At 67.4% G+C, this 25,329-nt stretch carries 23 protein-coding genes and 1 pseudogene; 12 read left to right on the top strand and 12 right to left on the bottom strand.

The window, feature by feature from the left end:
• Positions 1–10: 10 nt before the first annotated feature.
• The gene (dapA, locus tag CWT10_RS10050) at positions 11–907 is read left to right on the top strand and encodes a 4-hydroxy-tetrahydrodipicolinate synthase (protein WP_103064213.1); all 897 of its coding nucleotides are present in this window, start codon (positions 11–13) and stop codon (positions 905–907) included.
• A gap of 123 nt (positions 908–1,030) precedes the next feature.
• Entirely contained in the window at positions 1,031–1,636 is a 606-nt protein-coding gene (locus CWT10_RS10045) for a hypothetical protein (protein WP_128683395.1), read from the top strand.
• Positions 1,637–1,639: 3 nt separating this feature from the next.
• Here the strand turns inward: CWT10_RS10045 and CWT10_RS10040 are convergent, their stop codons facing one another.
• The 11 genes and pseudogenes from CWT10_RS10040 to CWT10_RS10005 form a co-directional block, all read right to left on the bottom strand.
• Positions 1,640–3,427: an AMP-binding protein gene (locus tag CWT10_RS10040; RefSeq protein WP_103064214.1), complete on the bottom strand. Its 1,788-nt coding sequence runs from the start codon at positions 3,425–3,427 to the stop codon at positions 1,640–1,642.
• Positions 3,424–5,307, bottom strand: coding sequence for an AMP-binding protein (locus tag CWT10_RS10035; RefSeq protein ID WP_103064215.1), 1,884 nt, complete (start codon positions 5,305–5,307; stop codon positions 3,424–3,426). Before CWT10_RS10035 ends, CWT10_RS10040 begins: the two co-directional genes overlap by 4 nt.
• Before the next feature lie 387 nt (positions 5,308–5,694).
• Positions 5,695–5,868 (bottom strand): hypothetical protein, encoded by a 174-nt coding sequence (locus CWT10_RS16795; protein WP_158247702.1) that lies wholly within the window; start codon positions 5,866–5,868, stop codon positions 5,695–5,697.
• 211 nt (positions 5,869–6,079) lie between these two features.
• Complete coding sequence (locus CWT10_RS16790; protein WP_158247703.1) at positions 6,080–6,331, bottom strand: DDE-type integrase/transposase/recombinase; 252 nt, start codon at positions 6,329–6,331, stop codon at positions 6,080–6,082.
• Positions 6,332–6,527: 196 nt separating this feature from the next.
• Entirely contained in the window at positions 6,528–6,722 is a 195-nt protein-coding gene (locus CWT10_RS16785; protein WP_168190765.1) for a hypothetical protein, read from the bottom strand.
• Positions 6,723–7,521: 799 nt separating this feature from the next.
• Positions 7,522–7,746, bottom strand: a complete 225-nt coding sequence (locus tag CWT10_RS10025; protein ID WP_103064049.1) for a hypothetical protein — start codon at positions 7,744–7,746, stop codon at positions 7,522–7,524.
• A 72-nt stretch (positions 7,747–7,818) separates the two neighbouring features.
• The gene (locus CWT10_RS17675; RefSeq protein WP_269843806.1) at positions 7,819–8,073 is read right to left on the bottom strand and encodes a recombinase family protein; all 255 of its coding nucleotides are present in this window, start codon (positions 8,071–8,073) and stop codon (positions 7,819–7,821) included.
• Entirely contained in the window at positions 8,036–8,368 is a 333-nt protein-coding gene (locus CWT10_RS17670) for a recombinase family protein (protein WP_269843809.1), read from the bottom strand. Before CWT10_RS17670 ends, CWT10_RS17675 begins: the two co-directional genes overlap by 38 nt.
• 374 nt (positions 8,369–8,742) lie before the next feature.
• Positions 8,743–9,027: pseudogene (locus CWT10_RS17990) on the bottom strand (Fic/DOC family protein); the annotation flags it as partial.
• Positions 9,028–9,217: 190 nt separating this feature from the next.
• Positions 9,218–9,415, bottom strand: coding sequence for a hypothetical protein (locus tag CWT10_RS10010; RefSeq protein WP_103064048.1), 198 nt, complete (start codon positions 9,413–9,415; stop codon positions 9,218–9,220).
• Positions 9,416–9,624: 209 nt separating this feature from the next.
• Positions 9,625–12,150 (bottom strand): HelD family protein, encoded by a 2,526-nt coding sequence (locus CWT10_RS10005; protein WP_103064047.1) that lies wholly within the window; start codon positions 12,148–12,150, stop codon positions 9,625–9,627.
• Between the two features lie 376 nt (positions 12,151–12,526).
• On the opposite strand from CWT10_RS10005, the gene CWT10_RS10000 reads away from it, so the two are divergent.
• A complete protein-coding gene (locus CWT10_RS10000; RefSeq protein WP_103064046.1) occupies positions 12,527–13,444 on the top strand; it encodes a PAC2 family protein in 918 nt (305 codons plus the stop codon).
• A gap of 63 nt (positions 13,445–13,507) precedes the next feature.
• Here CWT10_RS10000 and CWT10_RS09995 read toward each other — a convergent pair whose 3' ends face one another.
• Positions 13,508–14,266: a spermidine synthase gene (locus CWT10_RS09995; protein WP_103064045.1), complete on the bottom strand. Its 759-nt coding sequence runs from the start codon at positions 14,264–14,266 to the stop codon at positions 13,508–13,510.
• 180 nt (positions 14,267–14,446) lie between these two features.
• Here CWT10_RS09995 and dinB point away from each other — a divergent pair, with 180 nt between their 5' ends.
• From dinB to mraY, 9 genes are all read left to right on the top strand, one after another.
• Complete coding sequence (gene dinB, locus CWT10_RS09990; RefSeq protein WP_103064044.1) at positions 14,447–15,685, top strand: DNA polymerase IV; 1,239 nt, start codon at positions 14,447–14,449, stop codon at positions 15,683–15,685.
• A gap of 216 nt (positions 15,686–15,901) precedes the next feature.
• Entirely contained in the window at positions 15,902–16,282 is a 381-nt protein-coding gene (locus CWT10_RS09985; protein ID WP_103064043.1) for a DUF3040 domain-containing protein, read from the top strand.
• A gap of 660 nt (positions 16,283–16,942) precedes the next feature.
• Positions 16,943–17,374: a division/cell wall cluster transcriptional repressor MraZ gene (gene mraZ, locus CWT10_RS09980; RefSeq protein WP_103064042.1), complete on the top strand. Its 432-nt coding sequence runs from the start codon at positions 16,943–16,945 to the stop codon at positions 17,372–17,374.
• 281 nt (positions 17,375–17,655) lie between these two features.
• Positions 17,656–18,729, top strand: coding sequence for a 16S rRNA (cytosine(1402)-N(4))-methyltransferase RsmH (gene rsmH / locus CWT10_RS09975; protein ID WP_103064041.1), 1,074 nt, complete (start codon positions 17,656–17,658; stop codon positions 18,727–18,729).
• Positions 18,726–19,196: a cell division protein FtsL gene (gene ftsL / locus CWT10_RS17420; RefSeq protein WP_233188328.1), complete on the top strand. Its 471-nt coding sequence runs from the start codon at positions 18,726–18,728 to the stop codon at positions 19,194–19,196. The genes rsmH and ftsL overlap by 4 nt, the downstream gene beginning before the upstream one ends.
• Before the next feature lie 38 nt (positions 19,197–19,234).
• Positions 19,235–21,019, top strand: a complete 1,785-nt coding sequence (locus CWT10_RS09965; protein WP_103064068.1) for a peptidoglycan D,D-transpeptidase FtsI family protein — start codon at positions 19,235–19,237, stop codon at positions 21,017–21,019.
• 72 nt (positions 21,020–21,091) lie between these two features.
• Positions 21,092–22,720, top strand: coding sequence for a UDP-N-acetylmuramoyl-L-alanyl-D-glutamate--2,6-diaminopimelate ligase (locus CWT10_RS09960; RefSeq protein ID WP_103064040.1), 1,629 nt, complete (start codon positions 21,092–21,094; stop codon positions 22,718–22,720).
• Positions 22,717–24,189 carry a UDP-N-acetylmuramoyl-tripeptide--D-alanyl-D-alanine ligase gene (locus CWT10_RS09955; protein ID WP_103064039.1) on the top strand — a complete coding sequence of 491 codons (1,473 nt, stop codon included), beginning with the start codon at positions 22,717–22,719 and terminating at the stop codon, positions 24,187–24,189. The genes CWT10_RS09960 and CWT10_RS09955 overlap by 4 nt, the downstream gene beginning before the upstream one ends.
• On the top strand, positions 24,186–25,274 hold the full coding sequence (gene mraY / locus CWT10_RS09950; RefSeq protein ID WP_103064038.1) for a phospho-N-acetylmuramoyl-pentapeptide-transferase: 1,089 nt from the start codon (positions 24,186–24,188) through the stop codon (positions 25,272–25,274). Before CWT10_RS09955 ends, mraY begins: the two co-directional genes overlap by 4 nt.
• The last annotated feature ends 55 nt before the right edge of the window (positions 25,275–25,329 follow it).

The raw sequence follows: 25,329 nt of genomic DNA, 5'->3' as shown, positions 1-25,329 counted from the left end.
TCTGCTCACTATGAGCACTCTGCCCAGCCGCTCCTTTGGTTCCGTAGGCGTAGCCATGGTCACCCCCTTCACACCGGAGGGAGAGATCGACGTCGAGACTGCCCAAAAGCTGGCTGTCTCTCTGGTCGACGATGGTGCCGACATGATCCTGCTGGCCGGTACTACCGGGGAGGCTCCGACCACCCACCTGCCAGAGAAACAGACCCTGCTGCGGGAGGTGAAGGACGCGCTGGCCGGGCGGGCCATGCTGGTGGCCGGCGCCGGCTCTAATGACACTGCCCATGCGGTGCGCATCGGGGTCGGCTCCCAGGAGGCCGGCGCGCAGGGGCTGCTCATCAACGCCCCCTACTACAACCGGCCCAGCCAGGAGGGCGTCTATCGGCATATTATGGCGGTGGTTGAGGCCACCGACCTGCCGGTCATGGTCTATGACATCCCCGGCCGCACCGGCGTGAGGATCACTGACGACACCCTCGCCCGGCTGGCCGAGCATGAGCGGGTACTGGCGGTTAAGGACGCCACCGGCGATGTCGAGCAGGGCTTCGAGCGTATGGAGGCCACCGGCCTGGAGTACTACTCCGGCGACGACGGGCTGAACTTCGCGTGGCTCACTCACGGTGCCAGCGGCGTAGTGTCCGTGGTCGCCCACGCCGACGCCCACTCCTGGCGGGAGATGATCCGCGAGGTCGACGCCGGCGACCTGCCGGGCGCCCGCGCGGTGGCCCAGCGCATGCGCCCGGTGGTGCGGTCCATTATGGGCGGCGGTCAGGGTGCGGTGATGGCCAAGGAGGCGCTGGCTCTGCAGGGCCGCATCCCCAGTGCCACTGTGCGCCTACCCCTGGTGCGCGCCACCGCCGCCGAGGTCGCCGCCCTGCGCGACAGTCTCGAGGCCGCCGGGCTGCTGTGATAGATGCCGCATGTAATGAGCTTGAGTTCACAGTAAATCGAGAGGTGGAGAGGTGAACTTATGCGAAATATATAATGCCGGCGACATAGGGGAGAGTAGTTAGGGAAGTCTTTGGGGGTATAAGTGGAATATAGTGCAGAGCAGGTGTCCGCACTGGGGGTTCTTTATGAGGCCCAGAGAAGTGCCGAACGTGACAATCAGAAGGTTGTGTTCGAGGTCCTGGGCGTCATTGTGGCGCTTGTTGCCGCGACGGGTGTCATAGGAAGCGTATATACTGGCGCAGTGCCTTCGCTTGTATATGCACTGTTAGGATTTTCCGTAATAGGGATTGTGTTGTTTTTGACGCAGTTGCTTGCAGTTACCAAAGCCAGAAATGAATCGATCAGTATTATCGAAGGTCATCTGGTATCCGCTGCGCAGCTTGCAGATAAAAGGAAGGAGATAGGGTGGTATGCGGAGCGGAGGGTCAATAATGTAGGTTTTAGGAGCGAGCGGTATAACGTCCTGCTATGGGGATTGATTCCCTTGATGTATTTGATCGGATTTCTGGCTGTCCTCTGGTTGGCGCCCTATTGCATCTATAAGCTGTGGGTTAGCGGCAATTGGTTTTGGATGACCTCATCTATATTACTGGTCGTGCTTGGCGTGTATGCCACATTGGTGATGATTTCGGTTTCGCTGTCATTTATTGGAGTAAATGCTTTTAGACCGCTCGCCTGGGATCAATGAGGTTCATCGATGATGCGGCTGTGCCGCCTTGTGACCCGTGGCGTCAGCGCGTCCGATGATCTGCTCGCGCACCACGCGGCGCAGGATTTTGCCGATCGGGGAGCGGGGCATCTCCTCGATGATCTCCAGGTGGCGCGGCAGGGCGTAGTGGGGGAGCGTCTGCTCGGCGTGTGCGCGTACCGCGTCCAAGGTGACCGCTTCGGCCGGTGTGCCGGGCTCCAGCACGATCGCAGCACACACCAGATCCCCGCCCGCCCCGCCCGGCAGCCCGACGACGGCAACGTCCGCCACACCCTCCATGTTCAGGATCGCCGCCTCCACCTGGGAGGGGTAGACGTTGAAACCGCCGGTGAGGATCAGCTCGCGCCGCCGATCGGCCATCCACAGGAAGGAGTCCTCCCGGCGCACCATGTCCCCGGTGCGCAGCCAGCCGCCCGGTAGCATGGCGGCCGCCGTAGACTCCGGATCGCCCCAGTAGCCGGCAAAGACCTGCGGTCCGCGCACCAGCAGTTCGCCGGGCTCGCCGTCGGGAACCTCCCGCTCGGGGTCCGGCGTGTCCGGGTCAACGACTCGGATATCTGTCGAAGCGAAGGGCAGGCCCAGCGCCCCCAGACGGCGGCTGGGTCCCATGGGCGTGCCTGAGACGATCGGGCTGGTCTCAGTCATCCCGTAGCCCTCCACGAAGTATCCGCCGGTGGCGGCCTCCCACTCCGCGCCCACGGCTGGCGGCATCGGGGCCGCCCCGCACACGCCGTAGCGCAGGGTCTTCAGGGATACACCCTTCTTCTGGGCGCCCCGCAGGATCCGCTCGAACATCACCGGCACCCCCACGAAGAACGTGAAGGGGCGGCGCTGGTGGGCCTCCAGCACCTGGCTGACGGAGAACTGCGGCAGCACCACCTGGGTGGCGGCCTTCTGCACCGCGCAGAACACATTGAAGGTCAAGCCGAAGGCGTGGAAGAAGGGCAGCAGCGCCAGGAAGGTCTCCCCGCCCTCGTGCAGCATCGGCACCCAGGCGATCGCCTGGTTGGCGTTAGCGCGCAGGTTCTTATGCGTGAGCATCGCGGCCTTGGGCATGCCGGTGGTGCCGCCCGTGTGCAGCAGCACGGCCACGTCATCCCCGCCCGGGTGCTGCCATGAGGCCTCCAGTCGCGGCGCACGGGCCACCTCCCGGTCCCAGGAGCGCACCCCCGCCGGCAACGAGTCGGCCCGCATGGAGGCGCGGGTACGACGCGCCCTGGCCACGGGTAGGCGCAGGGCGGCGCGTAGCCGGGCGGGCATGGCGGCGGACAGATCCACACTGAACACCGTGCGACCGCCCAGCGGGTCGGCTTCCGTATCCGTGCCGCCGGCCGCCGTCGACGCCGGATCCAGCACCAGTTCGACGCCCTTCTCCCAGGCGATCACCACCCGCGCGCCGTGGTGGGCCAGCTGAGCGCGGATCTCCTGGGCGGGGGCGAGCGGATTGTGCTCGGCGACGATCGCCCCCAGGCGTAGCGCCCCGTAGATCGCCACCACGTGCTGGGGACAGTTCGGCAAGAGCAGGGCAACCCGGTCACCGGCCTTCACACCTGCTTGGCGCAGTAGGCCCGCGGCGCGCTCGGAGGCCTCGAGCAGCTCCCGGTAGGTCAGGGTAGCCCCCATGAAGTCCAGTGCCACCCGGTCGGCGTAAAACTCGGCTGCGGTGCACAGCAGTTCTCCCAGGGGCCCTTCCGGGACATCAATGACGGCGGGGATATTCGGCTGGTAGTGCGGCCGCCGGTAGTGTTCGGCGTCCTGGGCGCCGCTCACCGGACCTGCTCTCCGGCATCGGCGGCCTGCCCAGGCTCGCCGCGGCCCACTTCGCCCAGACGCTCCACCAGGGCGGTGGCGGCCGACTGGGAGGCGGCGGCCGCCGTCGCCGCCGCGCCAACGGCTGCCTCCCGGGCTGCCAACAGTTCCTCGCGCACTACCCGGCGCAGCACCTTGCCGATCTGCGAGCGCGGCATCTCCGTAAGGATGGCGACCTGCCGGGGCAGCGCATAGTGCGACAGGGTCTTCTCCGCCCAAGCGCGCACCTGCTCCAAGGTGACTGTCTGCCCTTCCTTGGGCAGAATCGCGGCCACCACGGATTCGTTGCCGGCCTCCGCCGGCAGACCGACGACGGCGACCTCCTCCACCTGCGGCATGGAGCGCACCGCCGCCTCCACCTCGCTGGGGTAGATGTTGAAGCCGCCGGAGATGATCAGCTCCTTGCGGCGGTCGGCCATCACATAGAAGCCGTCCTCCTCCTGGCGTACCAGATCCCCTGTGCGCAGCCAGCCTCCCGGCAGCATGACGGCGTCCGTCTCTTCCGGGTTGTTCCAATAACCGATGAACACCTGCGGGCCGCGCACCACCAGTTCACCTATCTGCCCCGGCTCCACCTCCACCTCGGGATGGTCGGGGTCCACCAGGCGCACGTCGGTGGACGGGTAGGGCACGCCAAGCGCTCCGGGGCGCCGCTCCGGTGAGATCGGATTGCCCAGGATGATGGGAGCTGTCTCGGTCATGCCGTAGCCTTCGATGATGACGCCGCCGGTGGCTTCCTCCCAGGCGTCGGCCACGGCCTTGGGCGTGGGTGCCGCTCCGCACACAGCGATCTTGCAGCTAGACAGGTCAGAGCCGGTGGCGCGGGCCCGGGTTACGATCCGGTCGAACATGACCGGCACCCCCGGGAAGAAGGTGGCCGGGTGCCGCTTCCAGGCGGCCAGCACCATATCGGCCCCGAACTTGGGCAGTACCACCTGGGTGGCGGCCAGCCCCACGGCGCATAGCAGTGACAGACTCAGCCCGAAGGCGTGGAAGAAGGGCAGGACGGCGTAGAAGGTCTCCTGGCCGGTCTCACAAGTCTGGGAGGCCCACGCCAGGCTCATTTCCGCGTTGGCGCGGGCGTTGGCGTGAGTCAGCTGGACCGCCTTGGGGGTGCCGGTGGTGCCGCCGGTGTACAGCAGCACGGCCACGTCGCCCACGCCCGGCAGTGGGTGGCCCGAGGGCAGCGGCGGGGTGGCAGCCACTAGGTCGTCCCAGGAGCTCACTCCGGCGGGAACCTCGGCGCGCAGCTCGCGGCGTTGGGATCTGGCGGCGGCCACCGGTAGTTTCAGCGCCAGGCGGCTGGTCCAAGGCAGCCCTCGTGATAGATCCACCGAAAAGACCCGCGCGTGTGACATGCCGGCGTCTTCCAGGGAGCCGGCGGTCTGCACCATGCGCGCCAGGGATTTTTCCCAGGCGATGATCACTCCGCCGTGGTGCATCTGGATCTGCTCACGTATCTGCGCGGCAGGGGCCAGCGGGTTGTGCTCGGCCACGATTGCGCCCAGCAGCCAGGCGGCATAGGCGATCACGACGTGCTGGGGACAGTTCGGCAGGATCACTCCGACGACGTCACCGCGGCCCACGCCGAGTCTGTGCAGCGCCTCCGCAGCACGTGCCACCTGTTGGCTCAACTCCCGGTAGGTGGTGGCCCGCCCCATGAAGTCAAGGGCGATACGATCCGGAAAGCGGCGGGTGGCGTCGGCGAGCATGCAAGACAGAGGCTCGGTAACGGGTGCTATAACGCTGGGCACGCCGGGGGCGTAGTGAGGGCGCAGAAAAGCCGCCGAGACGGCGTCGGAACGCTTCTGCTCTCCGGTCGCCTGGTCAAAGCTGGTCATCGTTCACCTTCCCGAATTCCGCCTACATCCGACGGGCATCTTACCTACGTAACCGTAACCTACGGTCGCGTAGGTGTGTGGGAGCCCGAAGACCGAGTCGCTTATGGCGTAACCTTCGCTGCGTCGTGGCGGCCCATCCGGGTCCTGCGTGGCGCGCCGGGCCGAGCCTCCGCGTAACCCCGGTGAACCGTCTGGCTCTTCGGATTTGAGGGTGTGGGTGGGTGGAGGGCTGGGGCACGTTGTCGCGGGCTTGCCCGCGTCCTCGAACCGGCCTGCGTCGCCCTGCCCACACCGGCTTGTCCGGCAACCGGGGGAGTAGCGGCCGGGTCTGCACACCACAGCCGCCCGAGCAAAGCCTGTCAAGCCCCGGGTTTTGTGGAGGGTGTTTTATCTGGCGCCGGTGGTTGCCGGCTGGGGTTGGTTGGTGGTGGTCTGCTCACCGACGTCCATGACCTTTGCCTCGGCCTCTGCCTCTGCCTCGGGCTCGGGCTCGGGCTCGGTGATGGTGTCGGTGTCGTCTGGTGGGGTGTAGGCCTGCTCGTGCTCGATCGGAGCGTGCATGCCTGTGGCGGAGTGAGGCCGGGTGTTGCCCGACCAGTTGCGCCCACTGGGCGGTAGCGAACACGGGCATCGTCGATGCCCTGCCAGGGGGCCGTGGGAGTCGAGGTAGTGCCGGTTACGGATGAGCTCGGCCTTATAGAGTGAGTTGAGGGCCTCGGCCAGAGCGAAGCCGAAAGGAAGTCGCCCTCGGGTGCCCACCGAGGCCACAGCATCACAGTCGGAGGGGGCCTGCCCGCACTCGGATTGCCCGGTACTGGACCCCGCGGTCGGAGTGGTGAATCAGGCCCTTCAGGTCGGCTCCTTCCCGCTGGCGCTGCCAGATACCCATCTTCAGGGCGTCCAGGGCCAGGTCGGTGTACAAGCTCGTGGAGGTCTGCCAGCCGACGATCCGACGCGAGTACACGTCAGTGATGAAAGCCACATACACCCAGCCGGACAGGGTGCGCACGTAGGTGATGTCCACACGCCCACAACTCGTTGGGCCTGAACGCGCTGAAGTGTCTTTTGACCAGGTCCGCCGGGCACTGCTCCCTTGGGAGCGCTGCGCGTGGTACGCGGTGATTTGGCGCGGCCGGTGGCCGTGCAACCCCATGGCCCGCATCAACCGCACCCGCGGTGCAGCAGGCGCCGCATGCCCCAGCCCATGCCGCTCACAGGACTCAGGCCGATTCAGCATCGCATGCATCTTGCGGGCCCCCACCCGCGCAGTAGTTGTCCTCATGAACCCGCCCGATCTCAGCCTTTAGAGCCTGGTCGCGCACAGCCCTTGCTGATGGGGGACGGGTCTTGGCTGCGTAGTAGGTGCTCGGGGCGATCTTGACATCGGCGCTGGTCAGCACCTGGCAGATCGGCACAGGCCCCGAACCCCTCCTTGTGGGAGTCGATGTACTTACAGATCAGCGGGACGGGCGGCCTGGTGTCGGCCGCGAAAAAAGCCGACGCGCTCCTCAAGATCGCGTTCGCCCGCCTCAGTTCGCGGCTTGTCGGCCTCCAGCTGCCTGATCCGCTCAGCATCGGATGTGGTGGTTCCTGGCCGGGCGCCCGCGTCGACCTCGGCCCCTCTATCACCCAGGTACGCAGCGCCTCGGGGCGGGGCGCCCAGCTCCTCGGCGATCCTCCAGGTTCGCCCCCTTAGACCTCTCGGGGTCCCTACGGGCCCCTGCACAGCCATCCTGGTAGCCCGCTCCCGCAGCCCTCTTCGGGGTACTTCCTTTGTGCACTCCCGGCAGTGATCCCTTCCGTGTATTCACTGCCTCCATCAAACCCGGTGCAGTTCAGCCGCCCAAATGCCGGTTTACATTGGAAGCACGCGCACGCTGATTCTCGGCCCGAATCCGCACGCACTGGTCCGCCCGCCGCACCAGGGTGGTTGGCCGGCCGCTCAAGCCCGATGACCGAATTCGATCGTTTATGGGTCAGGCGCCCACACCAAACGAACAGGCCCACAATCTTCGACCAGCGCTAGCGAGTCAACAGGCTCGCCTCAGGCATGGACATGCAACGCGTCTGGCCGACACTCGACGCACCAGCAGTCAGCTCGCGGCAGCCGGCAAGGCCCTGCTCGACGCCGGCGACATCACCCGCACCGAAGCAACCAAACTCTTCGGCCTCACCAAGCGTGAGCGCGCCGTCGCACTCCCGTCGCGGCGACGGTCAGAGCCGAGCGTCGCGGATGCGGCCGACCAGCAGCCAAACACAGTCACGGATCCAATCCGCCAGCCGGATAAGACCGACAACTAGCCAGCTAAGAACGCGAACGACACCAGCGAACAACCATGCCGCGACGTTGGACAAGACGCCCGCGGCACCTATCGCGATCATCAGGATACCGAAGAAAAGGGCGATCACCACAGCGATCAGCAGCCACGCAAGACCCATCGCTCTACCCTCTTCAGCTCGTCAGTACGACTCTCATCGTGCCACGACTGCACCCGGCCTGTCACGGGTACCTTAGGTGCCGCTCTGGGCGCGGGCCAAGGCGCGGCTGACACTCGACCGTCCGACACCGAGCACGCCGGCAATAGCCGCTATTGTCTGCCCATCCTCACGTATACGCCGCGCCTCACGGACCCGCTCAGGAGTCATCACGGTCGGCCGACCGCCAACACGACCACGCGCACGAGCAGCCGCAAGCCCCGTCATGGTGCGCTCACGCACCAGATCACGCTCAAACTGAGCGAACGCCCCCGCCACATGAAACAGCATGAAACAGCAACCTACCCGTCGGTGTCGTCGTATCAATCGCCTCCGTCAACGAACGGAAGTCGATCTTGCGATCCCCCAACGACTCCACAACCTCGATCAGGTGGGGCAGGGACCGGCCCAGCCGATCCAGCTTCCACACCACGAACGTGTCGCCGGCACGCAGATAGTCCAAAGCCGCGTCAAGCTCAGGCCGCGAAGCCCTCGCCCCCGACGCATGGTCAACGAAGACCCGCTTACACCCCGCCGCCCGTAACGCATCGACCTGCGCGTCCGGGCTCTGATCCGCCGTCGACACCCGCGCATACCCGACCACGCTCGCCTCGACCGCCCCCGACCCCTATACGGAGCATCCCCGCCACCATCAGGACGCTGACGCCCCGCAGCCAAGCGACGCTCGATCTGCTTCCCCAGACGCTTCCTAGTTGCCGCCCGCCGCCCCTCGGGCACACCACGGGAACGGGCAGGCACAACCTCACGGGCCAGCACCTGCGCCAAGCGGTCATTGCGGCCCGTTGCCTGGCTGTAGAAGCGCGCCGCCACGAACTCCTCACGCCCCGGCGTACCCGGTGCAAAGCGGGACGGCTCCAGCCTCCAACCAGCCTGCTCAGCCAACTGGGAGAAGAACACGAACTGACTGCGCGTATTCCCCTCACGGAAACTGTGCGCCACATTCAGCTCCCCCCAAACCTCCGCCAACTCCACAACGAACCGCTCGCGATCCAACCCCCGCAGCCAGTCCAACCCTGCAATCCGCCGGTACTGCTCCTCGACCGCCCGACCCAGCTCAGGACCCGCCGGGAAGTACCGGTAGGGCACCAGCGGAGCCTGAGGATCCCCCACCGGGAAATTCACAACATCCGGACCCATCTTGACCATGAACGTCGCCGGCCCCACCCGCTCCTGCCCCGCCCACTCATACACATCCTGAAAAATGTAACGGTGGATAGCCTTCATGTGCGCGTAGTCGAAACACCCCACAACCGGGTTCTCAGCCGGATCTGGGTAGCAGCCTCCTCCAGGCACCGCAGCACAGCCGGATCATTCTCCCCATACGGCTTACCAGGTGCGGTGAACTTGTTCCGCAACACAGACGTACCCGGAATGAAGTAGTCATCCCAGGTACGAAACACGGGTCGACGGGCTATCAGCCCTGGATGTGGCGGCGCGCTACCCCCACCGCCTCATCGCCCGTCATCTCACCGCGAGCAACACGAATCACCAGGTCGCGCACGAACGGGTCCGTGACCTCATGACCAGCAAGGGCCAACGCAGCATCAGCAAACGCAATCCTCTCTTGAACCTCCGCCTCCTCGACCTGGGTAATCGTGACGTTGACGCTCATGACGGCCTCCTTCTCCTAAACACCCCAATTCTACTCGACATCACGAAACTCGTCTAGGCAACGTTTTGGGAGGATTTGGTTTCGGGCACGGGTTCCGGGAAATCCACACCCGCACGGCGGTGGCATCCACCCGGCTACTGTGACCCTCGCCCACAAACGATGGTTATAGCAGCCGAATTCGGTAACTACCTCTCACGCCGGAAGAGCTCCTAAAGTCCGACGGGTAACGGAACTCGGGAGATCACCCGCAGACGCCGGGTCGGACGGGTCATTGCCACATACAGGTCGCCGGGGCTGGTCCCCCCGATGGTTGCGGGATCCACTAGCACCACCACGTCGAACTCCAAACCCTTGGACAGGTGCGGATCCATCACCGCCAAACGGCTGCGCAGAATATCGCCGTCCTGCGCACGCATGGCCTCCGCCAGTGCCGGGTCCTCGGTGAGGATCGCTGCGGTACTCCGAACTTGCGGGGTGATCACGGCAATGCGGCCGGCGTCGGCGCCCACCGCCGCATCCAGCGCCTTCGACTCCTGGATCAGCGCCTGACGCAGGGCTTGCGCCCAAGCGGTGTCAGCCGCGGTGTCGTCCGGTCCGCCGGTAGTCGCTGCGGGGGAGTGGGAGAGGTCATCGACACCCAGACAGTCGGGTAGGTCCCGCACCGAGGCGACCGGGTAGGCGACCGGTGCCCCGAACCCATCCGCCACCCGCTCCGCGGCACGCATAATGGTTGCCGGCGTGCGGTAACAGACGGTCAGCGCCTCCTCGCGCAGAGGTGTTGAGGGTCGCTCGGCGCCGCCTGCGCGCCCGGCCTTGCGGCGCTCGCGGGGACGCGTACCCAGGGCGGAGAGCACATGCCGCCACGAGGGCGGCCGGCTTGGTCCCGAGTACTGGGCCAGATCCCCAACGATGGTGAAGGAGCGCACGGGGCAGCGGCGCGCCAGCGCCCGCCACGCCATGGCTCCCAGTTCCTGCGCCTCGTCGACGACGACGTGTCCATAGGTCCAACTGCGGTCGGCCCGGGCGCGCTCTGCCAGGGTCAGCGATGGTCTCGAGTCCTGCACGCGGTCGGCCAGCATCTCCGCGCTGACCATGCCATCGCCAAGTCTCTGCGATTCGATGGCCTGCGCGGCGTAGGCCACCAGGGAGTCACGGCGCCGCGCTTCCAGACGGGCGCGGCGAGCCTCGGCGTCCTCACTGGGACCGAGCAGCTCCGCCAACTCATCAATCAATGGCACGTCCGCCTCCGTCAGTTCACTGCCCGCCGGCCGGATCAGCAGCCGACGCTCGGACGGCCGCAGTTCGGGGGCGAGCCGGGCCAGCAGCTCCGGTCGGGACCACAGTCGCTCCAGCAGGCCAACCGGTGTGGTCGGCATCCAGCAAAGGTTGATCTCCCGGCGGGCATCACGGGCCGTGCGAATGTCTTCCCGGATCCAGGCGCGCGTGTCGGCGTCGGTGGCGTCCTGGTGGGTGGCGGCGGCGAACTGGTCGGTCAAGCGCTCCAACAGCCACAGCACGAAGGTCTCCCGCGCCAAGTTGTGCGGCTTGCCGCTGCGCCGGGCGCGGGAGGCAGCCTCGCGCACGTCGTCCGGCTCCAACTGCAGGCGCGTTCCTTGGACGACGATGTCCCGCGGCTCGGTGGGGATGCGCTGCAACTCGCGCACCGCCCGGCGCAGAATGTCCGTCCACACCCAGCGGGACTTGATCTCGGCCACCTCGGCCGGCTCGCCGCCGCGCGCATGCACGCCCGGCACCAGGTCCGCCAGCGTCGTCGAGACCACGCCCGTCTCCCCCAGGGAGGGCAGAACCTGTTCGACGTACCGCAGGAAGGTACGTGAGGGGCCCACCAGCAGCACCCCGGAACGCTCCAGGCGCTCGCGTTCGGCGTAGAACAGGTAGGCCACGCGGTGCAAGGCCACTGCCGTCTTGCCGGTGCCGGGACCGCCCTGCACCACCAGCACGCCCCTGCCGTCGCCGGTCACCACCCGGTCCTGTTCGGCCTGGATGGTGGCGACGATATCTCCCATGCGGCCGTCGCGCGCCGCCGACATGGACGCGATGAGTGCGCCCTCGCCCTGTAACCCGTCGATGGCCGTACGCCCGCCGTCCGCCTCCGGCCCGGAAGAGGAGACCGCTGCCGGGGCGCCCGCCGCCTGCACGTTGATCAACTCGTCCTCCAAGCCGATCACGCGTCGGGCGCGGGTATCGATGTGGCGGCGTCGTAACAGACCCATGGGGTCGGAGGCGGTGGCCTGGTAGAAGGCCCGGGACAGTGGGGCACGCCAGTCGAGCACCACCTCGCGGCGGCGGGCGTCATGCAAACCGATACGTCCCACGTAGTGGCGCCGGCCCGCCGCAGTGACCGCGTCGGCCGTCTCGAAGGCGGCCTCAGAACCGTCATGAGCCGGATGCGCCATGTCCATGCGCCCGAAGACCAGCCGATCCTCGACCCCCTCCAAGGAGGAGATCAGCTCGGCGTAGTGAACCGCGTATGCGTCCCGCTCGCCGCGCGACTGGTGCGTGCCGGAGGCTCCGCGCGCCTGCGTGGCCGCTAACGAGTGGCGCGCCGCCGCCAGCTGCCGGTCCAGTTCGCCATAGGCCACATCAACCACCTTCTGCTCCGAGGCGATCTCTCGGTCGCGGGTGGTGGCCGCAGCCGGGGGACGGTCCGGGGACTCGATCGGCTCGGGCGATCCGGAGGAGGGACGGTGCTGGCTCACAGGACCTCGCTTCATATGCGGCCTCACGGGGGACGGTTCGAACAAGGAATTGACGAATTGACGAATGGACGAGACGGCGGTGGTGGCAGGAGTGCCGATGGTGTCGTGTACGGTTGTGACGGGTCGGCGAGCTGTGCCCTGCGGGGCGGCACTCGTGCCGACGGGGATCGCCCATTATCTCCCCATCGGCCCGATCAACCACCCGGGTCCCTTCCTGTTCGCCGGGAGTGGAGCCGCGGCTCGCTGCGGGGTACCGCCGGCCGGGCCGGGAACATGCGCCGCCGCCCCGGTGTTGCACCAGCCGACGCACGTTCGTACGCGCGGACCGCAGCGGCCCGAGGCGGCGTCGGCATCAGAGATTACGAGCGCCAAGAGCGCGGGAGGAGGAGCAATGCGACCGCTATACACCGTGGAGCACCCTGAGGGGGAGCCCGTCTCGCCGCGTGTGCTCCTGTACCACTTCGAGGGGGCCATGGACGCCGGTCACGCCGGCTCTCTTGCCGTAGAACAGCTCGTCATGACCTTGCCCCATACGCGCCTGGCCACATTCGAAGTGGACCGTCTGATCGATTACCGGGCGCGACGGCCGATTATGACCTTTGACCGCAACACCCTCACCGAGGTTGTCATGCCCGAGCTGGTCCTGGATCTGTTGCAGGACGACGACGGCGAGGACCTGCTGCTCCTGCACGGTTCGGAACCCGATTACCGCTGGCAGGAGTTCACCGAGGCGGTCACTCATCTGGCGGTGTCCATGGGGGTCAGCCAGGCCGTTGGCATCTCCGGCATGCCCATGGCCATTCCACACACCCGCCCCACCTACGTGCATGTACATGGTTCGCAGCCCGATAAGCTCAAGTCGCATACCGAGGTGTTCGGCCGGGTGGAGTTCCCCGGCTCCATGAGTTCCTTCCTGGAACTGCGCCTGGGTGAGGTGGGCATCGACTCGCGCGGCCTGTCGGCCTCAATTCCGCATTACATCGCCCGTGACGACTTCCCGCAGGGGGCGGCCGCGCTACTGCGTGCGGCGGCCGACAACACGGGCCTGGCGCTGCCCCTGGGAGACCTGGAGGCGGCCGCCAATATAAATCGTGCCGAGATCGATGCCGAGGCCGCCCAGCAGCCGGAGGTCAGCGCTGTCGTAACCGCCCTGGAGGCCCAGTACGACGCCATGCTGCAACAGGCAGAGGGCATGAGCTTCGAGGGCTCCCCGACGCTCGACCTGCCTAGCGCCGATGAGATCGGTGCCCGCCTGGAGGCATTCCTGGAGGCGAACGAGAACACCTCCGGCGACGGCCTGCAGCCCTAGCACGAGCCGGTTGGGCAGCGGTGGGGCTGCTGCGGCTGCCCAACCGAAGGGAGTGGAGACTTCTCACCCGGTGACGGACTGACGCGGCAGGGCCGGATCATCGGCCCGCCATGCGCGCACGGGCAGTGGCAGGCGGCGCACCGCTCGCTCCACGCGGTCCACCTCCTGTTGCGTCAAGGCGCGATCGCGGGCCATGAGCACCAGGTTCCCGCGGCGTCTGCCCCGTACAACTGCGGGATCGCCTACGACCAACACACCCTCGAACAGGTGGCGCAGATGCGTCAGTTCCGCCGCCACCGCAGCGCGCGGCGGACAGACGGCATTAGCCAGGTAGAGCCCCTCCGGTGCCAGCGCGCGTCGACATTCCAACAGAAAATCGCGGCTCATACAGGTGGGCGGAACCTGACCGTCGGCGAAGACGTCGCGCACCACCGCGTCCCACTCCTGCGTGCGCAGCGTCCCCACAACCTGTGCGGCATCACCCACGCGGATACGCAATCGTGGTGCGCGCGGCAGATCGAACCACTCGCGCACTTTGCTCGCCAGCATGGCGTCTATCTCCACCGCCAACTGGGTGGAGTCGGGCCGGGCGGCGTCCCAGGCCCGGGCCAGGGCGCAGCCGGCCGCTCCCAGGTGCACCGCGTGCATCGCCGTCTTCGGTCCGTGTAGGGCGCAGACGATCGCATCCATCTGTTGCAGATACTCGAAGTCCAGATGCGTGGGGTCGCGCAGGTCTATCCAGGATGACTCGGCGTCATTGAGCAGCAGCAACACCCCGGAGTCCCTATGCTCAAGGCGTGCCGTGGCGTAGCAGGTCTGCACGGGCTCCGTCGGCAGGGAGGCGGGGGAGGCCCCGCCGCCCCGGCCCCGTCTTCTGGAGCGGCTGGGCGGTTGACCACGTGTCACAGGGGCACGTTATCGTGGCAGTGTTACACGCCGTCTCAGCACGCGCGGACCGAGTTTGCTTGCGCGGCGCGGGGATGCGCGGAGGAGGGTACGGATATGAGCCGGGCACCGCGGGCGGATGCAGCACGCCGCTCCTGGGGTGAGGACGACTCCGCCACCCCCATCCTGCACGTGGATATGGACGCCTTTTTCGCCTCGGTGGAGCTGCTGGAGCACCCCGAACTCGCTGGCCGTCCCGTGATTGTCGGTGGTCGTGACGGCCGCGGTGTCGTCTCCGCCGCCTCCTATGAGGCCCGCGCCTTCGGTGTTGCCTCGGCCATGCCCATGAACGAGGCCATGCGTCGCTGCCCCCAGGCGGTCGTGCTGCCGGTGCGTCACGGCCTGTACTCCGCGGTCTCCCGGAGGGTTATGAGTGTTCTTGGTGAAGTGACTCCGTTGCTGGAGCGGGTCAGCGTTGACGAGGCCTTCCTGGATGTGTCCGGCGCTCGGCGGCGCATGGGCGCGCCGGTGGAGATCGGCCAGTGGATACGCCGGGAGGTGCGCAGCCGGGTGGGTGTGCCGGCCTCGGTGGGCGTGGCCGCCACTAAATTCGTGGCCAAGCTCGCCTCCGCCCACGCCAAGCCGGACGGGCTGCTGCTGGTTCCGGCCGATGCCACCCAGGACTTCCTCAACGTGCTGCCGGTTGGTGCGCTGTGGGGCGTGGGGGATAAGAGCGCCCAAGCGCTGGCCCGCTGGGGCATCACCGAGGTGCGGCAACTGGCCGCGACCGACGTGCGCCGACTGGAGCGCATCCTCGGTCCCGCGGCCGCCCGCCATTTGCACGACCTGTCCCACGGGATTGATCCGCGCCCGGTCACCCCACTGCGGGAGGAGAAGTCCATCGGCACCGAGTCCACATTCTTCGACCACCTGACCGACCGCGAACACGCCCGGCGGGTCCTACTTGATCAGGTCCATCAGTGCGCGGCCCGCCTGCGCGCCGGAGCACTGCGCGGTCGCGTGGTGGTTCTCAAGGCCCGCGGCGCGGACTTCACCACGGTAACCCGCTCTCGCACTCTGTCCGCTCCAACAGATCTGGCACGCGACCTGTTCGCCGTGGTCGAGACGCTTTTTGAAGCCCTGCCCACCCCGGGTGGCGGCTTCCGTCTGCTAGGAGTGCGAGTGGAGGGCCTGTCGCGCGCCGACGACGGTGTCCAGCTGCTCCTTGACGACGATCCGCGCCGTGGCGCCCCCGAGCGGGCTGCAGACGCGGTGCGCCGGCGGTGGGGCGAGGACTCCCTCGCCCCCGCCAGCTTGCTGACCCGGCCGGCATCCGGACGTGACCCCGGAGACTGAGATTTAGGTGGCCCGACTGGCGGCCTGGCGTCATCCATCCCGATCACCTGCCGGGAAGATCCGGGGATCGGGAATTGTTGTTTTCCGACGAGGGGACGCTCCGGTTTTCCTCCTGCGACGACGACGGCCTATCCTTGACGGTTGTGCAGACGGTCAGGCGGAGGCGACCCCTTCCAGGCCGTCCAAGTAGGCCCACAAGCGGAAGGGAGGCGTGCCATGGCATTGTCGGAACGCGAGCAGCAGGTGCTACGCGACCTTGAGGAACAACTCAACGATGAGGACCCGTCGCTGGCTGAGACTATGCAGCATGCCGAGAGGACACTGCGGCGGCCCTCGCCGCGTCGTATCGGTGCCGGCATCGCCCTTGTGCTCCTAGGCCTGACCGTCGTGATCTCCGGTGTGGCCGTCGGCAACGGTATCGGCTCAATACTTCTGGGGGTAGTCGGCTTCGCACTGGCGGTGTGGGGCGTCACCTGCATGCTCACCGGCGCCTCTCCCAAGGACAGCGCTGCGGGCTCCGGTGACGTCAAGCGGTCTTCTTCCTTCATGCAGCGTCAGTCTGAGCGCTGGGACCGGCGCCGCGACAGCCGGAATTGATCACTCACCAGCGACTGGCCACAACCGGCACCAGCGGCGTGCCGAGACCCTTTGACACGGCACACCGTTGAAGCGGGGCGACACGCCGGTGTGCTTTCCGCGTAGACGGCGGCCACTGGCGCTGCCCACGGCGGTGAAGCGGCAAAAACCATCCGCGACCCTCAGCTCCCGACTTGTCTTTGACCAGCAGTCGGACCTCGTCTCACCGACAGGATCGAGCGGTGTGCGACGACTCGGACCTAGGGGCCCCGAAGCGATGGGGGCTGCCGCAGGAAGCCTTGCTGCCGAGGAACGCCGTCGCCGGCATCCGCTGAGGGGCATCTCGGGAGGGCGGCGCCACCGGGTGCCCGCAGCCGCAGTCATCCTGCCCCTCCACTTCCCTCCACCTTTGGCTCCACCCGGCCCCGTGCACCCCGCCGAGCCCGCCTGAACGTTGCCGGTGGCCCGCATCGCCACGCCCGCACCGTGGCGGACCACCCCCTTCCCCCCACATCCCTCCACCACAGAGGATTGGCTTTATATCGGGAAAAGATGGGGGACGTCTCGGGAGCCGACGCGATCGTGATCCCGTAATGCGGCCGCATTGTGGAAGAAAAGGGAGGGAAGTGGAGTAATGTGGTGGGCATCGGATCGTCGAGGGGGGAGAGGAGTGAGCTCCGCATGTTCCTGGGCACACACGCTCCCCGCCTTGATGAGAAGGGGCGGCTCATCCTTCCGGCGAAGTTCCGTGAGGAGCTCGCCGGGGGTGTGATCCTCACCCGCGGACAGGAGCACTGCATCTACGCCTTCACCTCCGCCGAGTTTGAGCGTATGTACGCCCAGCTGCGGGAGGCGCCCCTGGCCCAGAAGCAGGCGCGCGACTACGTCCGCGTAATGCTTTCGGGCGCCGACTCTCAGATCCCTGACAAACAGGGACGCATCACCATCCCCGCGCCTCTGCGCGCCTACGCCGGCCTGGGCCGAGACCTCGCGGTAATCGGCGCTGGCGCACGCGTGGAGATCTGGGACGCGGGGGCATGGGAGACCTACCTGGCCGCCCAGGAACAGATATTCGCCGATACCGCAGAGGAGATCATCCCCGGGTTCTTCTGATCCGGTCGCACGCCGGCCTGAAAACCACATACCGCCGCCCGAGGGCATCTGCGCATCCGCGCCTGGATGCCCCCCGAAGGGCCACCAACGGACCCCGTTCCGTGAGGTCTCCGCCCGCCGCAGCGTCCGACATCTCTTCCCCGGTGCCGGAACCCGCGGGAGGAGTCCTGGCGCAACGGCGTACCCAGATGATGCAGCAAGCCACATAACGCTACAGAGCCGAATAAGGGCGCCCCAGTGGGCGCGCGACCGACCCGGACCAGGATGGAAGGAGGAACACCGTGAGTAATGCCCCCGCCGCGCAACCGACGGCATCCGCCGATGACGCGGCCGGACGGCACACGCCCGTCCTCCTGAAACGATGCCTGGACCTACTGGCCCCGGCCCTAAACGTCCCCGAGCCGGTAATGATCGACTGCACGCTCGGAATGGGCGGGCACACCGAGGGCGCCCTGGAGCGCTTTCCCGAGCTGACGGTCATCGGCATGGACCGCGACCCGCAGGCCATAGCCCTGGCCAGCGCCCGTCTGCACCGCTTCGGCGACCGTTTCAGCGCCGTGCAAGGGACCTACGACACCGTTGACGTCGTCGCCCGCCAGGCCTCTCGCCGCGCCGACCAGGCGGTGGACGCCATCCTCATGGACCTGGGGGTTTCCTCCCTTCAGCTCGACGACGCCGACCGCGGCTTCTCCTACGCCCGCCCGGCCCCGCTGGACATGCGCATGGACCAGTCCGCCGGGCAGACCGCCCAGGAACTGCTGGACACCGCCGACGAGCGTGAACTGGCCCGCATCCTGCGCATTTACGGCGAGGAGCGCTTCGCCCCGGGGATCGCCGCCGCCATCGTGCGTCGGCGGAATTCGGGCCGTCCCGTTACCGATACCGCCGAACTGACCGAACTGGTGCGCCAGTCCATCCCTGCCGCCGCTCGGCGTCGGGGCGGCAATCCGGCCAAGCGCACCTTCCAGGCGCTGCGCATCGCCGTCAACGGTGAACTCGACCTGCTTCAAAGTGCCCTGCCACGCGCCCTCAACGCCCTGCGGGTGGGCGGCCGGCTCGTCGTGGAGTCCTATCACAGCCTGGAGGATCGCATTGTGAAACGGGTTCTGGCCGCCGGCGCTGCCCCCGAGGTCCCCGCCGACCTGCCCGTCATTCCGGAGAACTTGCAACCCTATTTGGAGCCGGTCACCCATGGCGCGGAGAAGGCGGATGCGGCCGAGCTAGCCGCCAATGCGCGCAGCGCCTCCGTGCGGCTACGGGCGGTTGAGCGCACACGGCCAACAGAACAGGCGCCCGCCCCGTACGCAACCGCAGCAGCACCAATGGCAAAGACACGAGGAAGGAACCGTCGATGACCACCGCAAGGGTCCGTCGTAGCGCCACGGCCAATCCGGCCTGGTCTTCGCTCACCGACGGCGCCACCGCCCGCGCCGCCGACCGCACCGCATCGCGCCCCGCGGCGGAGACCCCGGCAAGACCGGAACTGCGTGTAGTGCGCGGCATTGTCCCCTCCCGGCGCACATTGCCCTTCCTCGCCCTGGTGATCGGCATCCTCGCCTGCGCGCTGGTGTCGACCATGATGTTGAATGCGCGCATGGCGGAAACGGCCTACAAGATGAAGACCGCACAGGTTGAGCTCAATATCCTGTCCGACCACATCGAGACCGTGCGCGCGGACGTGCAGGAGGCTTCCGCCGCGGACGCGTTGGCGTCGCGCGCGGCGGAGCTGGGCATGGTCCCTGCGGCCGCGCCCGGCGTGATCGACCTGTCTGACTCCACTGTGGCGGGCGGCACCGCCGCCGAGGCGGAAGACGCCCAGTGAATCCAGTCGACCCGAGCAGACGTCGTGTCCTGCAGCTGATGGGGCTGGCAGGATTCGGTGCGTTGGCGGGCAGAACCGCCTGGTTACAGGTTGTGGACGGCCCGACGCTGGCCGCTCAGGCCCAGGCCGAGCGCACCGTCACCTGGGTCAATCGGGCTCCTCGGGGTGACATCCTGGGGCGCGACGGCACGATCCTCGCCTCCTCCGCCGTGTCCTACGACATCGGTGTTAACCAGGTGAAGGTCGCCCAGTACGAGCGCACCGAGGTGCGCACCGACCCGGCCACCGGACAGGCAGGTAATGTCGTCATCGGGCACGGCGCTGCAGCAGCCGCCCAGCAGATGGCCGAGATTCTGGGGATGGATGCCCAGGAGTTGGGTGCCAAGATGGTGGGGGATTCCACATATGTGGTTATCGCCGAGGCCGTTTCCCCGGACACCTGGCGGCGCATCAACGCTCTGGCGATACCTGGTGTCGAGCCGGATCAGCGCACTCGGCGCACCTATCCGGCCGGCTCGGTAGCAGGAAATGTCCTGGGGTACACCTATGAGGGGGATGGGCGTACGCTCATCGGCTCCGCGGGATTGGAGCTGACCCAGAACGAGCTACTGACCGGCGTCGATGGTCAGGGCAGCGTGGAGGTCGGCAAATCCGGGGCCATAATCCCCACCGGGGAGCAAGAGGAGATCGCGGCCCGGCCGGGCACCGGCGTGCGCACGACTATCAACCCCGACTTGCAGGCCGTCGCTCAGGAGGCGATCGATCAGGTCGTGCAGGCCCAGGGCGCCGACTGGGGTAGCGTGGTGGTTATGGAGCCCGCCACCGGCAAACTGCTGGTACTGGCCGACTCCGGAGCCGTGGACCCGGCCAGACCCGCGGACACCCCGGAGGCTTCTCGTAACGCGCGCAGCGTCCAATCCATTTTCGAGCCCGGCAGTGTCGGCAAGGTGATCACCTTCGCGGCAGCCCTCGAGGAGGGCACCATGGATCCGCAGGACACTTGGACCATTCCGTACAGTTGGACCGCTGCCAACGGTCAGAGCTTCCACGACTCCCACTATCACGAGACTCAGACCCTCACTTCGGCCGGGGTGCTGGCCGAATCCTCCAACGTGGGCACCGTGCAGATCGGTGAACAGCTTGAGGACCAGGTGCGGTATGACTACTTGAAGCGATTCGGCTTCGGGCAGCTGACCGGCATTGAGATGCCCGCAGAATCCGCCGGCATGGTTTCGGCGCCCGCCGACTGGGACGACCGCACGCGTTACACCACCATGTTCGGCCAGGGTATCGCCGGCACCGCCCTGCAAGCGGCACAGGTGCTGGCCACAATCGCCAACAAGGGCGTGCGCGTGGCCCCGCGGCTGATCGATGCCTGGATCGATGACGACGGGAATGCCACGCCCCAGCAGACGCCCGACGGCGTGCGGGTCATCAGTGAGCAGACCGCCGATACACTCACCGAAATGCTGATCGGCGTCACTCAGGATGGCGGCACCGCGGAGTCCGCCTCCATCGACGGTTACCTGGTGGCAGGCAAAACAGGCACCACTGAGATCCTCACCCAGGAGGGCACGGTGGCCTCCTTCGCCGGCTTCGCCCCTGCGCGCGATCCGGCAATCGCCGTGGCCGTGATCGTGTACCGCCCCAAGGACACCTACGGTGGTACCGTCTCCGCGCCGGTTTTCCGCAAGGTCGCTCTGGCAGCCATGCATACCCTGGGCATCGCCCCGGATCCCGGTGTCATTGCGGCACAGGCGGCGGCCGAGGCGGATGCGGCCGCCGAGACGGCGCAGAACGAAAGCGCAGATGAGGAAGGATGAGTACCCTCGTCCTGGCATGCGCCGCCCGCGCCTGGCGGCCGCCATCGTTGTGTCACGATAGATTGGGAACCCATGAGCAACCACGCCTACGAGTCGGCCGCCCGGCTGCGCCCGCACCGGTGTACGCCCACGCCGCTGAGCGAACTCGCCCGGGCCTTCGCGCTGACCCCTGCCGTGCGTGAGGACGGCGGCACCGACCGCTTGGAGGGACTGGCCGTGAACGGGGTCAGCGTGGACTCCGGCGATGTGGCCGCCGGAGAGTTGTTCACCGCCCTGCCGGGCTTCAAGGCCCATGGGGCCGCATACGCTCCCGAGGCGGTCGCCGCCGGCGCGGTTGCCGTGCTGACCGATCCGGCCGGCGCCGCCACGGTGCACGCCAAGTGCCCGGGCGTCCCGGTGCTCACCCATCCCGACCCGCGCGCCGTCGTCGGTCCGCTGGCCGCCGCCGTCTACCACCAGCCGGGTGAGCACCTGCTCACCACCGCCGTGACCGGAACCAACGGAAAGACCACCACCTCCTACTTCCTCGACGCGATCTTGTCCGCCCACCGGGGCGCCTGCGTGATTGCCGGGACTGTTGAACTGCGCGTGGGCGGCATCTCGGTGGAGTCCCCTCGCACCACCGTCGAAGCCCCGGTGCTCCAGCGCATGCTCGCCCTGGCCGCCGAGGAGGGCGTGGGCGCCGCCAGCCTGGAGGCATCCAGCCACGCAATCGTGCTGCACCGTCTGGACGGGCTGGTTGTAGATGTCGCCGGCTTCACCAACCTGCAGCGCGACCACCTCGACTTCCACAAGACCATGTCGGAGTACCTGGACGCCAAGGCGGGGTTGTTCACCCCCGAGCATGCCCGCCGTGCCGTCATCTGCGTCGATGACGAGTGGGGCGCCCGGCTGGCACGGCGCGTTACCGAAGCCGGACACCTGCCGGTGGACCGGGTACGCGCCTACCCGGCCGCCGACACCGGGGCTGCCGCTTGTGGCGGCGCCGACTGGTGGGTCAGTGACGCCGCCGTCTCCATGACCGACGCCGCCACCACCTTCATTCTGCACGGCCCCGACGGCGAAACCATCACCGCCTCCTGCCCGCTGCCCGGTCTGGTCAACGTCCAGAACGCAGCGCTGGCCCTGGTCATGGCCATCCGCGCCGGAGTCCCGCTTGATACGGCCGTGGCCGCCCTGGCCGGTGCTCACAACATTCCCGGCCGCATGCAGCGCATCGCCAGCCGCGACGGAGTGCGCGGAACCTGCATCGTGGACTTCGCTCACACCCCCGACGCCATGGAGCTGACACTGAAGGCGGTCAGGCAGATCACTCCCGGTCGGCTGATCGTCGTTTTCGGATCCGATGGTGACCGCGACCGCGGTAAGCGCCCCATGCTGGGTGCGGTCTGCGCCCGCCTGGCCGATGTGCTCGTCGTCACCGACGAGAACCCCCGCAGTGAGGACCCCCAGTCCATCCGAGACGCCGTTCTGGAGGGGGTGCGCTCCGTACGCCCCGACCTGCACGACGTGGAGGAGATCACCACTTGGCGCGGTGACGCGGTACGTCGCGGCGTCGAGCTGTGCGGCCCGCAGGACACGGTCATCGTCACCGGCAAGGGACACGAGCCCTTCCTGGAGCTGGCCGAGGAATTCATCCGCTACAACGACGCTCCCGTCATGCGGGAGGCCGTCAACGCCAAATGGGGTGAGCCCGCATGATTGACCGCCCCTTGTCCGAAGTGGCGGCTCTGGCCGGGGGAGAACTGCTGCCCGTTGACACGGTCACCGACCTGTTGGCGGCGACCGTGTCAACGGTGGTGACCGATTCCCGTAAAGCCGGTCCCGGCGCCCTGTTCGTCGCGTTGGCCGGTGAACGCACCGATGGGCACGTCCACATTGGCTCCGCCGCCGCCTCAGGTGCCGGAGCCGCCCTGGTCAGTGACGTGGATGCCGCTCGAGCCGCTCTGGCAGACGCCGCCGAGTCCCTGCCGCTGATCGTGGTGCCCGATACCGTCGCGGCGCTGGGATCACTCGCCCGTGGACATCTGGCCGATCTGCGCCGCCGGGCCGCGCAACGCGCAGCGGCGTTGACCGTCGTGGCGGTCACCGGATCGGTCGGTAAGACCACCACGAAGGACCTGACCCGCCAGCTGTTGGCCGCGCAGGCCCCCACCGTGGCTCCGGTCGCCTCTTTCAATAACGAGATCGGCCTGCCGCTGACCGTATTGGAGGCCGACGCGTCCACCCGCTACCTGGTGCTGGAGATGGGTGCCTCCGGCCCGGGGCATATCACCTACCTCACGGATATCGCCCCACTGGATGCCGCCGCCGTTCTCATGGTCGGCCATGCGCATATGGAGGGCTTCGGTTCGGTGGACGGGGTGGCCCGGGCCAAGGCCGAGATCGTCGACGGGCTGGTGCCCACCGGCACGGCCGTCCTCAACCTGGACGACCCCCGCACAGCGGCCATGGCTAACTCGGCCCCCCAGGCGCTGACCTTCTCCGCCTCCGGAGCGCCGCATGCCGATATTCGGGCCGCCGCGGTAGAGCTCGACGCCGACGCCCACGCCGTTTTCGACCTACATCTGCCGGGCCTGGCCGAACAGCGCGTGCGACTGGCGATTCCAGGGGCTCACAACGTTGCCAACGCCCTGGCCGCCGCCGGCCTGGCCCTGGTCGCCGGTGCCGACCCAGAACGCATTGCCGCAGGCCTGGAAACGGCCCGCCTGGAGAGCCCCCATCGCATGGACGTGAGCCGTCTGGGCCGGGAGGTGCTGCTGATCGACGACGCCTACAACGCCAATATCGACTCCATGGCCGCGGCCCTGAAATCACTCGGCGCCCTCGCCGGCAACCGGCGGCGGGTCGCCATCATCTCCGAGATGCTGGAACTGGGGGCCTCCTCACGGGAGGACCACGCCCGCACCGGAGAACTGGCAGCCGCCGCCGGTGTGAGCCTGCTCATCACCGTCGGTGGCGGTGCCGCGCCGGCCGCCGCCACTGCGCGAGCCGCCGGCCTGAAAGTGCTTGAGTTGCCGGATGCCGATGGGGCACTGGCGGCACTGGACGCCCCCGATGGTCCACTGCGCGACGGTGATGCCGTTCTCGTCAAGGGATCTCACGGCTCCGGCGCCTGGCGCCTGGCCGACCACCTCCGTGACAGCCTCAAGGAGATGCACGCCCAATGACAGCAATCCTCGTGTCCGCGGCGGTCGGCCTGCTGACCACCCTGCTCGGCACGCCCCTGCTCATCCGCTTCCTCCACAAGCGCGAGTACGGGCAGTTCATCCGGCAGGACGGTCCCCAGGGACACTTCACCAAGCGCGGCACTCCCACCATGGGCGGACTGGTCATCATCATCGCCGCCGTCCTGGGTTATGCCACCGCCAACCTGATCGAGCTGCGCACTCCGCACGTTAGTGGCGTGCTGCTCGTCTTCCTCATCGTGGGTCTGGGACTGATCGGTTTCCTGGACGACTTCGAGAAGATCTCCAAGCAGCGCTCACTGGGGCTCAGTCCCTGGCAGAAGATCCTCGGTCAGGCCTTCATCGGCATAACCTTCTCCGTAGCGGCATTGAACTTCGCCAACCGCAACGGACTGACCCCCGCCTCCACCCGCATCTCCTTCGCGCGAGACTCGAATCTGGACCTCGCCTTCGCCGGCGCGGTGGGCGGAATCATCCTGTTCACCATCTGGTCCAACTTCCTGATTACAGCCTGGTCCAACGCCGTCAACCTGACCGACGGGCTTGACGGCCTGGCGGCCGGCGCCTCCGCCATGGTGTTCGCCGCCTACACCCTCATCGGCGTATGGCAGACCAACCAGTCCTGCACCTACGGGCACGGTGATGTGGTGGCGACCCTGTGCTACCAGACCCGGGACCCACGAGACATGGCCATGATCGCCGCCGGCCTGATGGGAGCCTGCTTCGGCTTCCTGTGGTGGAACGCCTCGCCCGCCAAGATCTTCATGGGTGACACCGGCTCACTCGCCCTGGGCGGCGCCGTGGCTGGACTGTCCATCCTGACCCGCACCGAGTTCCTCGCCGTGCTCATCGGCGGCCTGTTCGTCGCCGAGGTCATGAGCGACATCATCCAGGTGGTTTCCTTCAAATCCACGGGAAAGCGCGTGTTTCGCATGGCCCCGGTGCACCATCACTTCGAGCTCGGTGGCTGGACCGAGGTCAATGTGGTGATCCGCTTCTGGATCATCACCGGCGTGTGTGTGGTGCTCGGCCTGGGCCTGTTCTACGCCGAGTACCTGGTCTCCTGATTCGCCGCAAGGGGCGCACCCCCACGGCGTGCCCGCGGCAACCGCAAGCAGACAT

This window comes from Actinomyces qiguomingii, from assembly GCF_004102025.1.
Taxonomy (GTDB): domain Bacteria; phylum Actinomycetota; class Actinomycetes; order Actinomycetales; family Actinomycetaceae; genus Actinomyces; species Actinomyces qiguomingii.
Note: the sequence above shows the minus strand (reverse complement) of the source record. Positions and strands in the feature narration are given on the sequence as shown.

What these genes read in the sequence shown, in the direction of transcription:
- dinB (WP_103064044.1), top strand. Translation starts at nt 14,447, where the DNA reads ATGAGCCGGGCACCGCGGGCGGATGCAGCACGCCGCTCCTGGGGTGAG.
- ftsL (WP_233188328.1), top strand. Translation starts at nt 18,726, where the DNA reads ATGACCACCGCAAGGGTCCGTCGTAGCGCCACGGCCAATCCGGCCTGG.
- mraZ (WP_103064042.1), top strand. Translation starts at nt 16,943, where the DNA reads ATGTTCCTGGGCACACACGCTCCCCGCCTTGATGAGAAGGGGCGGCTC.
- CWT10_RS17675 (WP_269843806.1), bottom strand. Translation starts at nt 8,073, where the DNA reads ATGCTGTTTCATGTGGCGGGGGCGTTCGCTCAGTTTGAGCGTGATCTG.
- CWT10_RS09985 (WP_103064043.1), top strand. Translation starts at nt 15,902, where the DNA reads ATGGCATTGTCGGAACGCGAGCAGCAGGTGCTACGCGACCTTGAGGAA.
- CWT10_RS09960 (WP_103064040.1), top strand. Translation starts at nt 21,092, where the DNA reads ATGAGCAACCACGCCTACGAGTCGGCCGCCCGGCTGCGCCCGCACCGG.
- CWT10_RS16795 (WP_158247702.1), bottom strand. Translation starts at nt 5,868, where the DNA reads ATGCACGCTCCGATCGAGCACGAGCAGGCCTACACCCCACCAGACGAC.
- CWT10_RS10005 (WP_103064047.1), bottom strand. Translation starts at nt 12,150, where the DNA reads ATGAAGCGAGGTCCTGTGAGCCAGCACCGTCCCTCCTCCGGATCGCCC.
- CWT10_RS10000 (WP_103064046.1), top strand. Translation starts at nt 12,527, where the DNA reads ATGCGACCGCTATACACCGTGGAGCACCCTGAGGGGGAGCCCGTCTCG.
- CWT10_RS09965 (WP_103064068.1), top strand. Translation starts at nt 19,235, where the DNA reads ATGGGGCTGGCAGGATTCGGTGCGTTGGCGGGCAGAACCGCCTGGTTA.
- dapA (WP_103064213.1), top strand. Translation starts at nt 11, where the DNA reads ATGAGCACTCTGCCCAGCCGCTCCTTTGGTTCCGTAGGCGTAGCCATG.
- mraY (WP_103064038.1), top strand. Translation starts at nt 24,186, where the DNA reads ATGACAGCAATCCTCGTGTCCGCGGCGGTCGGCCTGCTGACCACCCTG.
- CWT10_RS10010 (WP_103064048.1), bottom strand. Translation starts at nt 9,415, where the DNA reads ATGAGCGTCAACGTCACGATTACCCAGGTCGAGGAGGCGGAGGTTCAA.
- CWT10_RS09955 (WP_103064039.1), top strand. Translation starts at nt 22,717, where the DNA reads ATGATTGACCGCCCCTTGTCCGAAGTGGCGGCTCTGGCCGGGGGAGAA.
- CWT10_RS10025 (WP_103064049.1), bottom strand. Translation starts at nt 7,746, where the DNA reads ATGGGTCTTGCGTGGCTGCTGATCGCTGTGGTGATCGCCCTTTTCTTC.
- CWT10_RS10035 (WP_103064215.1), bottom strand. Translation starts at nt 5,307, where the DNA reads ATGACCAGCTTTGACCAGGCGACCGGAGAGCAGAAGCGTTCCGACGCC.